Source organism: Caballeronia sp. ATUFL_F1_KS39 (assembly GCF_023630985.1).
GTDB lineage: Bacteria > Pseudomonadota > Gammaproteobacteria > Burkholderiales > Burkholderiaceae > Caballeronia > Caballeronia zhejiangensis.
The window spans coordinates 50,886-65,322 of record NZ_JALQDZ010000004.1 but is presented as its reverse complement, the minus strand read 5'-3'; the positions used below and the strand labels follow the sequence as shown (position 1 = coordinate 65,322).

At 63.9% G+C, this 14,437-nt stretch carries 14 protein-coding genes and 1 tRNA gene; 4 read left to right on the top strand and 11 right to left on the bottom strand.

What is annotated here, in order from left to right; genetic code table 11:
* Positions 1 to 110: 110 nt before the first annotated feature.
* A complete protein-coding gene (locus tag NCR93_RS03770) occupies positions 111 to 290 on the top strand; it encodes a hypothetical protein (protein WP_008350954.1) in 180 nt (59 codons plus the stop codon).
* Positions 291 to 642: 352 nt separating this feature from the next.
* On the opposite strand, the gene minE is transcribed toward NCR93_RS03770, so the two are convergent.
* The 5 genes from minE to map form a co-directional block, all read right to left on the bottom strand.
* Positions 643 to 897: a cell division topological specificity factor MinE gene (gene minE / locus NCR93_RS03765; protein WP_008350955.1), complete on the bottom strand. Its 255-nt coding sequence runs from the start codon at positions 895 to 897 to the stop codon at positions 643 to 645.
* A gap of 9 nt (positions 898 to 906) precedes the next feature.
* The gene (gene minD / locus NCR93_RS03760; protein WP_008350957.1) at positions 907 to 1,722 is read right to left on the bottom strand and encodes a septum site-determining protein MinD; all 816 of its coding nucleotides are present in this window, start codon (positions 1,720 to 1,722) and stop codon (positions 907 to 909) included.
* 88 nt (positions 1,723 to 1,810) lie between these two features.
* On the bottom strand, positions 1,811 to 2,578 hold the full coding sequence (gene minC, locus NCR93_RS03755; protein ID WP_008350959.1) for a septum site-determining protein MinC: 768 nt from the start codon (positions 2,576 to 2,578) through the stop codon (positions 1,811 to 1,813).
* A 154-nt stretch (positions 2,579 to 2,732) separates the two neighbouring features.
* Positions 2,733 to 3,257 carry a GNAT family N-acetyltransferase gene (locus tag NCR93_RS03750; protein ID WP_008350962.1) on the bottom strand — a complete coding sequence of 175 codons (525 nt, stop codon included), beginning with the start codon at positions 3,255 to 3,257 and terminating at the stop codon, positions 2,733 to 2,735.
* Positions 3,258 to 3,430: 173 nt separating this feature from the next.
* On the bottom strand, positions 3,431 to 4,213 hold the full coding sequence (gene map, locus NCR93_RS03745; protein WP_175981755.1) for a type I methionyl aminopeptidase: 783 nt from the start codon (positions 4,211 to 4,213) through the stop codon (positions 3,431 to 3,433).
* 249 nt (positions 4,214 to 4,462) lie between these two features.
* Here map and NCR93_RS03740 point away from each other — a divergent pair, with 249 nt between their 5' ends.
* Positions 4,463 to 4,813: a hypothetical protein gene (locus tag NCR93_RS03740; protein ID WP_034471379.1), complete on the top strand. Its 351-nt coding sequence runs from the start codon at positions 4,463 to 4,465 to the stop codon at positions 4,811 to 4,813.
* Positions 4,814 to 4,892: 79 nt separating this feature from the next.
* Here the strand turns inward: NCR93_RS03740 and NCR93_RS03735 are convergent.
* From NCR93_RS03735 to NCR93_RS03725, 3 genes are all read right to left on the bottom strand, one after another.
* A tRNA-Ser gene (locus tag NCR93_RS03735) sits at positions 4,893 to 4,983 on the bottom strand.
* A gap of 101 nt (positions 4,984 to 5,084) precedes the next feature.
* Positions 5,085 to 6,383 (bottom strand): serine--tRNA ligase, encoded by a 1,299-nt coding sequence (gene serS / locus NCR93_RS03730; protein WP_175981753.1) that lies wholly within the window; start codon positions 6,381 to 6,383, stop codon positions 5,085 to 5,087.
* 115 nt (positions 6,384 to 6,498) lie between these two features.
* On the bottom strand, positions 6,499 to 7,815 hold the full coding sequence (locus NCR93_RS03725) for a replication-associated recombination protein A (protein WP_034471382.1): 1,317 nt from the start codon (positions 7,813 to 7,815) through the stop codon (positions 6,499 to 6,501).
* A 160-nt stretch (positions 7,816 to 7,975) separates the two neighbouring features.
* Here NCR93_RS03725 and cytX point away from each other — a divergent pair, with 160 nt between their 5' ends.
* Positions 7,976 to 9,304: a putative hydroxymethylpyrimidine transporter CytX gene (gene cytX / locus NCR93_RS03720; RefSeq protein ID WP_008350973.1), complete on the top strand. Its 1,329-nt coding sequence runs from the start codon at positions 7,976 to 7,978 to the stop codon at positions 9,302 to 9,304.
* A gap of 3 nt (positions 9,305 to 9,307) precedes the next feature.
* On the opposite strand, the gene speB is transcribed toward cytX, so the two are convergent.
* A complete protein-coding gene (gene speB, locus NCR93_RS03715) occupies positions 9,308 to 10,333 on the bottom strand; it encodes an agmatinase (RefSeq protein WP_175981751.1) in 1,026 nt (341 codons plus the stop codon).
* Between the two features lie 115 nt (positions 10,334 to 10,448).
* Between speB and NCR93_RS03710 the strand changes: the two genes are divergently transcribed.
* Positions 10,449 to 11,351, top strand: coding sequence for a LysR family transcriptional regulator (locus tag NCR93_RS03710; RefSeq protein ID WP_175981749.1), 903 nt, complete (start codon positions 10,449 to 10,451; stop codon positions 11,349 to 11,351).
* Between the two features lie 23 nt (positions 11,352 to 11,374).
* Here the strand turns inward: NCR93_RS03710 and lolA are convergent, their stop codons facing one another.
* Positions 11,375 to 12,055, bottom strand: a complete 681-nt coding sequence (gene lolA / locus NCR93_RS03705) for an outer membrane lipoprotein chaperone LolA (protein ID WP_175981747.1) — start codon at positions 12,053 to 12,055, stop codon at positions 11,375 to 11,377.
* A gap of 26 nt (positions 12,056 to 12,081) precedes the next feature.
* On the bottom strand, positions 12,082 to 14,397 hold the full coding sequence (locus NCR93_RS03700) for a DNA translocase FtsK (RefSeq protein ID WP_008350980.1): 2,316 nt from the start codon (positions 14,395 to 14,397) through the stop codon (positions 12,082 to 12,084).
* Between the last annotated feature and the right edge of the window lie 40 nt (positions 14,398 to 14,437).

Sequence of the window (14,437 nt, the reverse complement as noted above, 5' to 3'; positions counted from 1 at the left end):
ATGACTTTTTTGTCCGCTTTCCAGTAAATATGCCGCTGCCTATACTCGAAAGAAGTTCGACAAAAACGATGCGCGGAAAACTTGTGCCGCGAACCAGAAGGAGGCCGGGCATGCGTATTCATGTTGAGAGCGCTCATCTCGTCGCGATGATCGCCATCGCGCTTTCGACCGCGTTGCTGCTCGCGATCAGGTTCCGACCGGCGACATGGCGAGGCGTGCTCGTCGAAGCCGTCATCGCGAATGTCGGCGCGATCCTGGCCGTGCTCGCCTTCGAAGTGCTGACCGCCTGAGCCGCGCGCGCCGGCATCAGACGCCGGACCTACAGAAAAATTTCAAATCGGTTGAACTTTCCCCCGCGCGGGCACTCTGAGCAGGTAATGCCGTTCGTCGGATCGCTCGTCGAACCTAACGCACGGCTCTCATCTCCTCTCCGCTCCTGCTTATGGCGGGAGCGTTTCTTGGGCGCCCGGCGAAAGCCTCGCGCCTGTTCTTTTTTCTGGCCCCGGAAAACGCTGATCGACCGCGCATCGGCGGCGTCGAAATGACACGCGCAAACGATAACGCGCCAAGCAAAAGAGCCAGAATCCCGAGATTCTGGCTCTTTCGATAAACGCGGCGCGCAAGCACGCGCCGCACGCGGCATCACGCCTGCGGAATTTCGATCTTCACTTCCAGCACTTCGAGATCGTCCTGACGTTCGAGGCTGACTCGAATATCGTCATCGGAAATCTTCACGTACTTCGAAATCACGGCAACCAGTTCCCGTTGCAACGCCGGCAGATAATCGGCGGCGGCTTTGCCACCCGCGCGCTCGTGCGCAATGATCAACTGCAAGCGTTCCTTCGCGACCGTAGCGGACTTCTTCTTCTCGCCCAGCAAAAACGAAAGAATCGACATTGCGTCCCCTTACTTGGTGCCGAAGATGCGTTGCAGCAAACCGGGCTTCTGATAATCGGTGAAGCGCAGCGCCTTTTCCTCGCCGAGGAATCGCGACACCACGTCCTTGTACGATTCCGCGACATCCGTGCCATCGAGATGCACGGCCGGCAAACCCTGGTTCGATGCGTGCAGCACCGCTTCCGATTCCGGAATCACGCCGATCAGATCGATGCGCAGGATTTCCTGGATGTCGGAGAGCGACAGCATTTCGCCCTCGCTTACGCGCTTCGGGTTGTAGCGCGTGATGAGCAGATGTTCCTTGACCGGTTCCTTGCCTTCGATCGCGCGCTTGGTCTTCGACGACAGAATGCCCAGAATGCGGTCCGAATCGCGCACGGACGACACTTCCGGATTCGTCACGATGAGCGCTTCGTCGGCGAAGTGCATTGCCATCAGCGCGCCGGATTCGATGCCCGCCGGCGAATCGCAGACGATGTACTCGAAGTCCATCTTGATCAGCTCGTTGATGACCTTCTCGACGCCTTCGAGAGTCAGCGCGTCTTTATCGCGCGTTTGCGATGCCGGCAGGATGTAGAGGTTCTCGCACTTCTTGTCCTTGATGAGCGCCTGATGCAGATTCGCTTCGCCCTGGATGACGTTGATCAGGTCGTACACGACGCGGCGTTCGCAACCCATGATGAGGTCGAGATTGCGCAGACCGACGTCGAAGTCGATCACGGCCGTCTTGTGGCCGCGCAATGCGAGCGCCGATGCGAAGCTCGCGCTGGTGGTCGTCTTGCCGACGCCGCCCTTTCCCGAGGTCACCACAATGATTTTTGCCATACAAGTACCTTGTGTTCGTCAATAAGTCCGCTTGCGTTGCCTGCGAGCGCGCGCCAAGGGCATCGGGCGCGCGGATCGATGCAACCCGTCAGGTCAGACGCAGCGGTTCGATCATCAGTTTTTCTTCGTTCAGCCAGATCTGCACCGGCTTGCTGAGCACGTCGGCCGGCAGCGGGTTCTCGGTCGTTCGATAGATGCCCGCGATGGAGATGAGTTCCGGCTCGAGACAGGTGCAGAAGATGCGCGCGTCGAGATTGCCGTGCACGCCCGCGAGCGCGCGGCCTCGCAACGGCGCATAGATATGGATATTGCCTTCGGCGATCACTTCGGCCCCGTACGACACGAGCCCGAGGACGATGAGATCGCCCTTCGCATAGACCTGCTGCCCCGAGCGCAGCGGACGATCGATGATGGTCGCCGGCGCCGGCAGCGCGGGCGGCGGCGGCGTGTTCGCGACCGCGGCTTCGATCACCGCGGCAGCTTCGGTGTTGGGCTTCGCTTCGTCGACGGAGGGCTTGGGCGCGCCGCGCCGGTCACGTGCTTCGAGAACAGGCAGGCCGCCCGCGTTCGCCCATTGAATCGCCCACGTCTGCTCGGGCAGCGCGACGATGCCGATCGGACGCATGCGGACGTCTCTCAGCACCTTTTCCAGATCGGCAAGCGCGACACGTTCGCCTTCGGCGAGACGGCGCACGTCGATGGCGACGACATCGCCTGCGAAAAATTCGGGAGTCGCTTCGAAGCGCCGCGTGAGTTCAGTGCGCAGGGCATCGAGGTCGGGAGTCTTGACGACGAAGAGAAGCGTGTCGACGGAGCCGCTGCGCAGTTCGAAGAAGGGCGTTTTGTTGAGCGACATAAGAACGGCCAAAAATTTTGCGTATTTTACAGGCGTTGTCGCACACGGCCATAATTTTTAGGACCGATTTCAGCTATCGGAAACGAGAAGTGCGTGCGACGAACGCGCACGACGAACATGCGTGAAGCGAAGACGAAGCCGAAGCGGAGGCGCCTCAGTCGTCCTCTTCGGGATGCATGTGGCGCACGAAGAGCGACTCGGCTTCTTGCTCGTGAGACGGCATCGCGCGACGATCGCCGGTGGGACCGAAGCCGAGGCGCTCGTAGAAGCGCACCGCGGTGCGGTTCTCCTCGGATATCCACGCATGCACCTCTGCGACGCCTTGCTGCGCGAGCCATCGCGACGCGACGTTCACGAGCAGTTCGCCGCCACGCAGATGCCGCACGGCCGGCGCGACCCACAGCGCGCTCACGAATGCGCGCTCGTTCGGCGCCTCTTCGATGTACGCGTGCACGAGACCGCAAGGATGACCTTCGGTGTAGAGCAGAAACGTCGCGAGCCGGGGCGAACTCGCATGCAGCGACGCGGTGTCGTCGAACGACGACGGATCGACGAGCAGCGCATCTTCCAGCGTTTCGCCGAATGCGTATGGCGCTTCGCGCAGCGATGCCGTGCGAAGCTCGCGCAAGACCGAACCTTGTTGCGCGGCGATGCGGCTGACGGTCAGTGAGGGACTCATGCGGGCGCTCATGCGGACAATTTCTCTCTGGCTTTCAGGCGGGATACGCGTGCGGCTCTGTCGGCCGGTCCGGCGCTCGGGCCATCGGCATAGCTTCAACCGAACGGGCGAACCCGTCAATTCCTAAATCCGGGAAAGTGCTTTACAACGCACACGGCATGGCGAACGCGCGCTCATGGCGCTGCATAGCTGCCCGTGCCATCCGGCCACGGCGTGAGCACTTCGAAGCCGTCGTCGGTCACGGCGACCATGTGCTCCCACTGCGCGGACAACGAGCGGTCCTTCGTCGTCACGGTCCAGCCGTCGCGCGACTGCTGCGTGCCGGCGCGGCCCGCATTGATCATCGGCTCGATCGTGAAGACGAGGCCCGGCTTCAGACGCAGGCCCGCGCCACGCTGACCGTAATGCAACACTTGCGGATCTTCGTGATACACGCGGCCGATGCCGTGTCCGCAATACTCGCGCACCACCGAGAAGCCTTCCCGATGCGCGACGCTTTGAATCGCCGCGCCGACGTCGCCGAGCGTCGCGCCGGGACGCACTTCGCGCATGCCGGCGACCATCGCTTCGTAGGTGGTTTCGGTGAGGCGGCGCGCCTGCTCGCTCGGTGTGCCGGCGTAGTACATGCGACTCGTGTCGCCGTAGTAGCCGTCCTTGATGATCGCGACATCGATGTTGATGATGTCGCCTTCCTTCAGTTCCTTCGCCCCCGGAATGCCGTGGCATACGACGTGATTCACCGACGTGCAGATCGTTTTCGGAAAGCCCATGTAGCCGACGTTAGCGGGCAGGGCCTTCAGTTCGTTGACGATGAAGCGATTGCAGATGGCGTCGAGTTCGTCGGTGGTGACGCCCGGGCGGACGTATTCGCCGATCATCGCGAGGACTTCGGCGGCCATGCGGCCGGAGATGCGCAACTTTTCGATGTCGGCGGGTGTCTTGAGGGTGATGGCCATTGAGCAATGCGAATGGGTTCGTGCCGCCTCGCGCGCGCCTTTTCGCCGATGTTCGACGCAGGCGGCGCGCGAGGACAATGGGCCCGATGATAGCACTCCCGCGCAGCCTCTCCGCTCGCGGAGGCGCATCGGCGCTGCATTTCGAGCCTTCGGGCGCGTTGTTTGTGCGTGCGTCGCCGTCGTCGTTCGATCTTGTGATGAGCGACCGTTTGTGTTTTAGTGGCGCGACTTCTGACCTGCCGGAGTGTTATGAACCTGCATCGATCTGCTTCTCTTTGCGCCGTGCTGTCGGGCGTCGCCACCCTCGCCGCCTGCAGTTCGACGAGCGATCCCGAACTGCGTGCGTCGAAACCCGTGATTCATGTTTCGTCGGCGCGGCCTGCGTCGGATATATCGAGTTGTCTGCAACGCATGATTCCGTCCGCGCAGACGCGACGCGATCAGGGCTCGACGGAGTTGCTGGTCGGCTCGAATGCGTGGCTCGTGACGCTCACGCCTTCGGCTTATGGATCGATCGTGAAGGTGCAGCAGTCATCGAGCGACGATGGCGGCGTGCCCGAACCCGAATTGCGCTTTGATATCGCGAGGTGCACGACCTGAAGACGCGCTCCGCCTCGACGAAGCGGAGCCGCAAAAGCAAAACCCCGCAAGCCTTTCGACTTGCGGGGTTTTTGTGTCTTGGCGGAGAGGGTGGGATTCGAACCCACGGTACGGGAAAACCGTACGCCTGATTTCGAGTCAGGTACATTCGACCACTCTGCCACCTCTCCGTCTACCCTTGCGGGTCTTCGTGAACTGGTCGTTGCTCAACGAAGAACGAAAGTATATCGAACCCTTTCGCGCTTTCCAAGCCCCTTTTTGAAAATAAACATCAGGCCGACGCGGAAACTTCGATTCTTTCCGCGCCGCGCACGTACGGACGCAGCACTGTGGGAATCGTCACCGAGCCGTCCGCATTCTGGAAGTTCTCCAGCACCGCGACGAGCGTGCGGCCGACCGCCAGGCCCGAGCCGTTCAACGTATGCACGAACTCCGGCTTGCCCTGCGCATTGCGGAAGCGCGCCTGCATGCGACGCGCCTGGAACGCCTCGGTATTCGAGCAGCTCGAAATCTCGCGATACGTGTTTTGCGCCGGCAGCCACACTTCCAGATCGAACGTCTTCGCCGCCGAAAAGCCCATGTCGCCGGTGCACAGCGTAATCACGCGATACGGCAGTTCGAGCTTCTGCAAGATCGTCTCCGCCTGGCCGACCATCTCGTCGAGCGCGGCGTACGAATGCTCGGGCGCCACGATCTGCACCATCTCGACCTTGTCGAACTGATGCTGGCGGATCAGGCCGCGCGTATCGCGCCCGTACGAGCCCGCTTCGGAGCGGAAGCACGGCGAATGCGCGGTCAGCTTCACCGGCAGCGCGTCGGCTTCGAGGATGCTGTCGCGCACCGTGTTGGTGAGCGAGATCTCCGACGTCGAGATGAGGTACTGCGTGACCGTGTTCTCGTCGCCGCCTTTCTCGACGCGGAACATGTCGTCGGCGAACTTGGGCAGCTGGCCCGTGCCGTAGAGAATCTCCGGATTCACGATGTACGGCGTGTACGCCTCGGTGTAGCCGTGCTGCTCCGTATGCGTGTCGATCATGAATTGCGCGAGCGCGCGATGCAGCCGGGCGATCGGCCCGCGCAACAGCGTGAAGCGCGCGCCGGAGAGCTTCGCGCCCGTTTCGAAATCGAGACCGAGCGGCGCGCCGACATCGACGTGATCCTTGACTTCGAAGTCGAACGAACGCGGCGCGCCCCAGCGCCGCACTTCGACGTTCTGCGTCTCGTCGTTGCCGACCGGCACGCTTTCGTGCGGCAGGTTCGGCACGGTCAGCATCAGGTCCGACAGACGCTTCTGGATCTCATCCAGCTTCGCCGCCGATTCCTTCATCGTGTCGCCGATGCCGCTCACTTCCGCCATCACCGCCGACGTGTCCTCGCCGCGGCCTTTCATCGCGCCGATCTGCTTCGACAGGCTGTTGCGGCGTGCCTGGAGTTCTTCGGTGCGGGTCTGGATCTCGCGACGCTCGGCTTCGAGCGCGGCGAACGCGGCGACGTCGAGCGTGTAGCCTCGAGTGGCGAGACGCTTCGCGACGCCGTCCAGGTCTTTGCGGAGGGTTTGGATGTCGAGCATGGCGGGGCTGCTTTGTTAAGTAATCGGAAACGCCGATTTTAGCGCACGGCCATCGCGCGCCGGGCGGGATCGGCGAAACGCGGCGAGCGCGCGCGCGAAACGGACCGCGCCGGTTTCAGCGCTTCTTCTCGTCGCGATGCTCGCGCCGCCACGCATCGTCGAGTTCGGCGAGACGCGAGAGCTTTTCGCCGATCTTCCCTTCGAGTCCGCGCGGCGTCGGCTTGTACCAGTACGGATCGCGCATGCCGTCGGGCAGATAAGTCTCGCCGGCCGCGTAGGCGTCGGGCTCGTCGTGCGCGTAGCGATATTCGTGGCCGTAGCCGAGTTCCTTCATCAGCTTGGTCGGCGCGTTGCGCAGATGCACCGGCACGCCGCGCGACTGATCCTTGCCGACGAAGCGCCGCGCTTCGTTGTACGCGTTGTAGCCGGCGTTCGATTTCGGCGCGACGGCGAGATAGATGAGCGCCTGCGCGAGCGCCAGTTCGCCTTCGGGCGAGCCGAGCCGCTCGTAGGTTTCGGCGGCGTCGAGCGCGATGCGCGCGCCGCGTGGATCGGCGAGGCCGATGTCCTCCCACGCCATCCGGACAATGCGCCGCGCCATGTAGCGCGGGTCCGCGCCGCCGTCGAGCATGCGGCAGAACCAGTAGAGCGCCGCGTCCGGATTGCTGCCGCGAACCGATTTGTGCAGCGCGCTGATCTGGTCATAGAACGCGTCGCCGCCCTTGTCGAAGCGGCGCAGGTTTTCGGCGAGCGCGCTGCCGAGCAGTGCGCCGTCGACCTCCGTCTGCTTTTGCTGCGCCGCCGCGCGCGCGACGATTTCCAGATTGTTCAGGAGCTTGCGGCCGTCGCCATCGGCGGAACCGATCAGCGCGTCGCGGGCTTCGTCGGTGAACGTGAGGCCGCCGAGTTCCTTCGTTGCGCGTTCCAGCAGTTCCTTGAGTTCATCGGCGTCCAGACTCTTCAGCACGTACACCGCCGCGCGCGACAACAATGCGCTGTTCACCTCGAACGACGGATTCTCCGTCGTCGCGCCGACGAACACGAACAATCCCGATTCGACGTGCGGCAAGAACGCATCCTGCTGGCTCTTGTTGAAGCGATGCACCTCGTCGACGAACACGAGCGTCTGATGCCCGTTCGCGCGATGAATCTGCGCCGTTTCCACCGCCTCGCGAATGTCCTTGACACCGGACAGCACCGCCGACAGCGAGATGAACTGCGCGTGAAACGCATCGGCCATGAGACGCGCGAGCGTGGTCTTGCCGACGCCGGGCGGGCCCCAGAGAATCATCGAATGCGCCTCGCCCGATTCGAAGGCGACGCGCAGCGGTTTGCTCGGCCCGAGCAGATGCTTCTGGCCGATCACGTCGTCGATGGTGCGGGGGCGCAGGCGCTCCGCGAGCGGAACGGTGCCACGGTTTTCTTCGAACATGTGCTGTGCGATGCAGATTGACGCAGTTGGGTGGATCGCGGCGATAATCTCGCGCTTCGGCAAAGGCGCGGCGCGGCCGCAGAATCGGGTCATTATGACAGCCTGAGGGCCGCGACCAACGCGGGCCACGCCTGAACAATCCATATAAGGACGCAATCCGATGGGGCAAGAGCACACCACGAACGCCGCAGCGCACGGCGAAACTTCGACTTACGCGCCGCTCACGCCGGTGCCGCCGGAGCGGCGCGCATTCGGCACGAGCGACGCCTTCGCGCTCTGGTTCTCGCTCGGCATCGGCCTGCTGGTCGCGCAGGCGGGCGCGCTGCTGGTGCCGGGATTGTCGCTGCCGCACGCCCTCGCGGCGATCGTCATCGGCACGGTGATCGGCGTCGTGCTGCTCGCGCTCGCGGGCGTCGTCGGCACGGATACGGGGCTTGCGGCGATGTCCTCGCTGCGCCCGACGCTCGGCGTGCGCGGCGCATCGGTGCCGGCGGTGCTCAACGCAATCCAGCTCGTCGGCTGGGGTTCGTTCGAGATCATCGTGATGCGCGATTCCGCCGACGCGCTCGCGAAGCAATCCTTCAATCTCTCGATGCCGCTCGTCTGGACGCTCGTCTTCGGCGCGCTCGCTACCTTGCTCGCGGTGAGCGGCCCGCTCTCCTTCGTGCGCCGCTTTCTGCGAACGTGGGGAATCTGGCTCCTGCTCGGCGGCGCGGGCTGGCTCACCTGGAATCTGCTCGCGAAGCACGATCTCGCCACGCTGATGGCGCGTCCCGGCACCGGCGAAATGGCGTTCGGCGCGGGCATCGATCTGGTCGTCGCGATGCCGCTGTCGTGGCTGCCGCTGATCGCCGATTACACGCGTTTCGGCAAGAGTGCGGGCGGCGCGTTCCGCGGCACGCTTCTCGGCTACGGCATCGCGAATCTGTGGTTCTATGCGCTCGGCGCGATCTACGGGCTCGCGGCGGGCGGCGGCGATGCGCTTCTCACGACCGCGTTCGCGCAGGCGGGCGGCGGGCTCGCGCTCTTCCTGATCCTGATCGACGAAACCGACAACGCCTTCGCCGATATCCACTCCGCCGCCGTATCGACGGGCACGTTCTGGGCGCGCGCGAGCGTGCCGCTGCTCTCGTGCGCGTTCGGCGCGCTGTGCACGCTCGTCGCGCTCGTCGTCGAGATGGGCAAGTATCAGAACTTCCTGCTGCTGATCGGCTCGGTGTTCGCGCCGCTCTTCGGCGTCGTGCTGGCGGATCACTTCATCGTGCGCAAGCGCCGCATCGAAGCGGCCATGCTCGCCGATGTCAACGGCCGCTATGGCTTCTCCGGCGGGTGGCACGTCAGCGCGTTCATCGCGTGGGGCATCGGGATCGCGGCGTATCACGCGATCAATCAATGGCTGCCGAATCTCGGCGCGACGCTGCCCGCGCTCGCACTCGGCGCGGTGTGCTATCTGCTGCTCGTGTCGGGCAGACGTCGCGCCTACGCGTAAGCGTTATTTCGCCGCGCGATACTCCACGCCCGGCAGCACGCACAGCAACTCGAACGCGAGGTTCGCGCCGAGCAGCGCGGTCGTGCCGAACGGATCGTAAGGCGGCGCGACCTCGACGAGATCCGCGCCGACGATGTTCAGCCCGCGCGCGCCGCGCACGATCTCCAGCGCTTGCGGCACCGTCAGCCCGGCGATTTCCGGCGTGCCGGTGCCGGGCGCGAACGCGGGATCGATGCCGTCGATATCGAAGGTGATGTACACCGGCCCATCGCCCATCTGCGCGCGCACTTCGTCCATCAACGGAACGAGCGACTTGTTCCAGCATTCCTCCGTCTGCACGACGCGAAAGCCCTGCTCGCGGCACCAGTCGAAATCGCCCGCTTCGTAGCCCGTGCCGCGCAGCCCGATCTGCACGACGCGCGAGCAATCGAGCAAGCCCTCTTCCACCGCGCGGCGAAACGGCGTGCCGTGCGCGATCTTCTCGCCGAACATCGTGTCGTTGACGTCCGCGTGCGCGTCGATATGAATCAGCCCGACCTTGCCGTGCTTCGCGTGAATCGCGCGCAGGATCGGCAGCGCGATGGTGTGATCGCCGCCGAGCGTCAGCGGCTTGCAGCCGTGCTTCAGGATTTCGCGATACGCGCGCTCGATGCGGTCGATCGAATCGAGCAGGTTGTACGGATTGATCGCGACATCGCCGATATCAGCCACGCGCAGCGAATCGAACGGCGCGGCGCGCGTCGCCATGTTGTACGGACGCAGCAGCACCGACTCGCTGCGCACCTGACGCGGGCCAAAGCGCGCGCCCGTGCGATTCGACGTGCCGAGATCGAACGGCACGCCGACGAAACACGCATCCAGCCCTTCCGCCGATTGAACGTGCGGCAGACGCATCATCGTCGTGATGCCGCCGCAGCGCGGCATCTGATTGCCCGAAAGCGGCTGCGGACGCTCGGCGCGCTGTTCGAGGAAATGCGAATCGAAGTGTTCGGCTGGAGCGAAAAGCGACGAAGGCGAGGAAGGATTCATGGCGTCGAATGGCGGCGGGTGGTCGATCCGACAATTAATAGCCGCTTTCCCGCAGAGATAAAATGGCGAAGAAATCAACTTAACATCGATATTTATCGATGTATCGACGGCGGCCATGTTCACTCACCTTTCCGATCTGGATCTGCGCCTGATCCGCGTGTTTCTCGCCATCGTCGATGCGGGCGGCGTCTCGTCCGCGCAAGCGACGCTCAACGTCGGGCAGTCGACCATCAGCACGCAGCTCGCGACGCTGGAAACGCGGCTCGGCTACCGGCTTTGCGAGCGCGGACGCGGCGGCTTCGCGCTGACCTCGCGCGGCGAGCCGTTCGTCGAGGCGTGCCGGACGCTGCTCGCGGCCATCGACACCTTCGATTCGACCGCGCGAAATGTCGGCAAGAAGCTCGTCGGCACGCTGACGCTCGGGATGATCGGCAACACGCCTGTCAGCGCGAACGCGCGCGTCAGCGAGGCGATCGCGCGTTTCCGGCAGCGCGACGAATCCGTGCGCTTCGCGGTGCTCGTGCGCTCGCCCGGTGAACTCGAAGAGATGCTGCTCGCCGAACGCATCCAGATGGCGATCGGATACTTCTGGCATCGCGTGCCGTCGCTCGAATACACCGAAATTTTCGCGGAGGATCAACTCGCGTATTGCGGACGCGAGCATCCGCTGTTCGCGCGCGCGGGACGCGTCGCCGTACCGGAAGCGTTCGAGCACGACTGGGCGTGGCGCAGCTATCCGCTGCCGGAAGCGGGCGAGCTGACGCCGCGCAATATCGGGGCGGTCGCGGACAACATGGAGGCCGTCGCGATGCTCGTGCTGTCGGGCCGGCATCTCGGCTATCTGCCCGAGCATTTCGCCGCGCCCTACGTGAAGGAAGGGTTGCTCGCGCCGTTGAACCCGAAAGCGATGCGCTATCGCGTCGCGTTTCAGATGGTCACGCGCGCTGAACGCTCGGGCAGCGCGAAACGGGAAATCGTGGAAGCGTTCGTCGAGGACATGCAAGCCGCGCACGCCTGACGCGCGCGGCCGGACCTGAAACCTCAGCCGTTGATGACATCCGCGCCCTTCGGCACGGTGAATTTGAACGTATCGCTCTTGATGGGCGGGTTCTTCTGGATGTTCGAGAACGTCAGCAGCGTCACGTTGCCGAAAACGTCGTGCAGTTCCATCGCCTGCAGGTTGCCGTCCTTGAAGCCGATGCCGACCGTCTCGAATTGCGTGTCCTTCGCCTTGGGCGTGAGTTCGAGCCAGTCGATGCCGCCCTTCTCCCCCGCGTCGCGCAGGTTGAAGTTCTTTTCCAGATCGTTACTGCCGAAGAGAATCGCCGCCGGGCTCGCACCGAGCGCGCCGCCGAGCGTGCGTACCGTGACCTGGTTCAGATCCTTGTCGTAGACGTAGAGCTTGTCGCCGTCGGCCTGGAGAATTTGCGAATACGGCTTCTGATACGACCAGATGAACTTGCCCGGCCGCGCGAACATGAACGTGCCGCTGGAGGCTGCGCCCTTGGTCGGCACTTGCCTGGACGTCGCGCCGTTGTTGGTCTTGCCGGGCGCCTTGATTTCCTGCTGCGTGAAGTCGCCGCGCGCCGCGTGGACTTGCGACACGAACGCCTTCAATTGCTCCGTGCCGCTCGCGAATGCGTGCGATGCGACCAGCATCGACGCCGAAACCAGCGCCGTGCCGAATGCCTTGACGAAACTGCGCCCCGTAAACTGCTTCATGCTTATGTTCTCCATATAACGCGCGGTCATTCCGCGTCGCGCGCCGGCGTGAGGATTTCGCGGTTGCCGTTCGACGACATCGCCGACACGAGCCCCGAGTTCTCCATCTGTTCGAGCAAACGCGCCGCCCGGTTGTATCCGATGCGCAAATGCCGCTGCACGAGCGATATCGACGCGCGACGGTTCTTGATGACGACCTCGACCGCCTGATCGTACAAAGGGTCCGACTCGCCATCGGCGCCGCCGGTTCCGCTTGCGCCCGCCGAGCCTTCGTCGCCATCGCCCGCGAGGCCGCCTTCCAGAATGCCCTCGATATAGTTCGGCTCGCCCTGCTCCTTCAGCTTGTCGACGACGCGATGCACTTCTTCATCCGACACGAACGCGCCGTGCACGCGTACAGGCAGGCCCGAACCGGGCGGCAGATAGAGCATGTCGCCCATGCCGAGCAGCGACTCCGCGCCCTGCTGATCGAGAATCGTGCGCGAATCGATCTTCGACGACACCTGGAACGCCATGCGCGTCGGCACGTTCGCCTTGATGAGGCCGGTGATCACATCGACCGAAGGACGCTGCGTCGCGAGAATCAGATGGATGCCCGCCGCGCGCGCCTTCTGCGCAATGCGCGCGATCAGCTCTTCGACCTTCTTGCCGACGACCATCATCAGATCGGCGAGTTCGTCGATCACGACGACGATGTTCGGCAGACGCGTGAGCGGCTCCGGCTCGTCGGGCGTGAGGCTGAACGGATTCGGAATGTTTTCGCCGCGCTTCTTCGCTTCGTCGATCTTCGTGTTGAAGCTCGCGAGATTGCGCACGCCCATCTTGCTCATCAGCTTGTAGCGGCGTTCCATTTCGGCGACCGCCCAGTTGAGCGCGTGGCCGGCCTGCCGCATGTCGGTGACGACCGGACACAGCAAATGCGGAATGCCTTCGTAGACGCTCATTTCGAGCATCTTCGGATCGATGAGGATGAGCCGGACCTGATCCGCGCTCGCCTTGTACAAGAGCGAGAGAATCATCGCGTTGATGCCGACGGACTTGCCCGAGCCCGTCGTGCCCGCGACGAGCAAGTGCGGCATCTTCGCGAGATCGGCGCAGACCGGATTGCCGCCGATGTCCTTGCCGAGGCCCATCGTCAGCGGCGATGCGCCGTTCGCATAGACTTCGGAGCCGAGAATTTCGGAGAGCTTGACCGTCTGACGGCGCTGATTCGGCAATTCGAGCGCCATGAAGTTCTTGCCCGGAATCGTCTCGACGACGCGAATCGACACGAGCGACAGCGAGCGCGCGAGATCCTTCGCAAGACCGACGATCTGGCTGCCCTTCACGCCCGTCGCCGGCTCGATTTCATAGCGCGTGACGACCGGCCCCGGATACGCCGCGACCACGCTCACTTCGACGCCGAAGTCCTTCAGCTTCTTCTCGATGAGACGCGACGTGTATTCGAGCGTATCGGCGGCGATGGTTTCCTGCGTCTTCGGCGGCGGATCGAGCAGCGCGAGCGGCGGCAAGGTGGAATCGCCCGGCAGGTCCTTGAAGAGCGGCACCTGCTTTTCCTTCTCGGCGCGTTCGGAACGCGCGGGCGCGGGCGCGGCGGGCACGATCATCACCGGCTCGTGATCCTCGCTCTTCTCGCGCGAACGCACGACCTTGCCTTCGCGCTTGACCGCGGCCGCTTCGCCCAGCTTGCGATCGCGTCCGGCTTCGCGGCGCAGTTGCGCGCCGGTGATCGCATCGAGAATGCCGTCGCCGACCTTCTCGCACACGGACAGCCACGAGAAGCGGAAATACAGCGAGAGGCCGATCGCGAGCGCGATCAGCAGAAACAGCGTCGCGCCCGTGAAGCCGAGCGCGTGCGATACATGGCGCGCGACCACATCGCCGACGACGCCGCCCGGCGCGCGCGGCAACTGCACCTTGAGCGACCACATGCGCAGTGCCTCGATGCCGTCGGAGGCAAGCAGCACGAGCACGAACGCGAACGCTTCGGCGAGCCAGGTGCGGTCTTTCGGCGCGTCTTCGTCGACGACCGGCGGATGCGTGATCTTTCGATAATTCGCGATGATGCGCCGCGCGAGCAGCACGATCAGCCAGTAGGACGAAAGCCCGAAGACGAGCAGGAGGATGTCCGACGTGTACGCGCCGACGCGCCCCGCCCAGTTCGCGATGTGATCGACGCTCACCGCGTGGGTCCAGCTCGGATCCTTGCGGCTGTACGAGAGGAGCGCCATGACGAGAAACAGTCCGAGTGCGACCTGGAGAATCCAGCGAATCTCGGTGAAGAGCCGCGACATGCGGTGCGGCAATGCCTGCGGGCTCGCGGAATAGGTAGCTTTGGCCATTGATTCGGTGTCGCTTTGTATCGCTTTTTTGCGGCTCGCG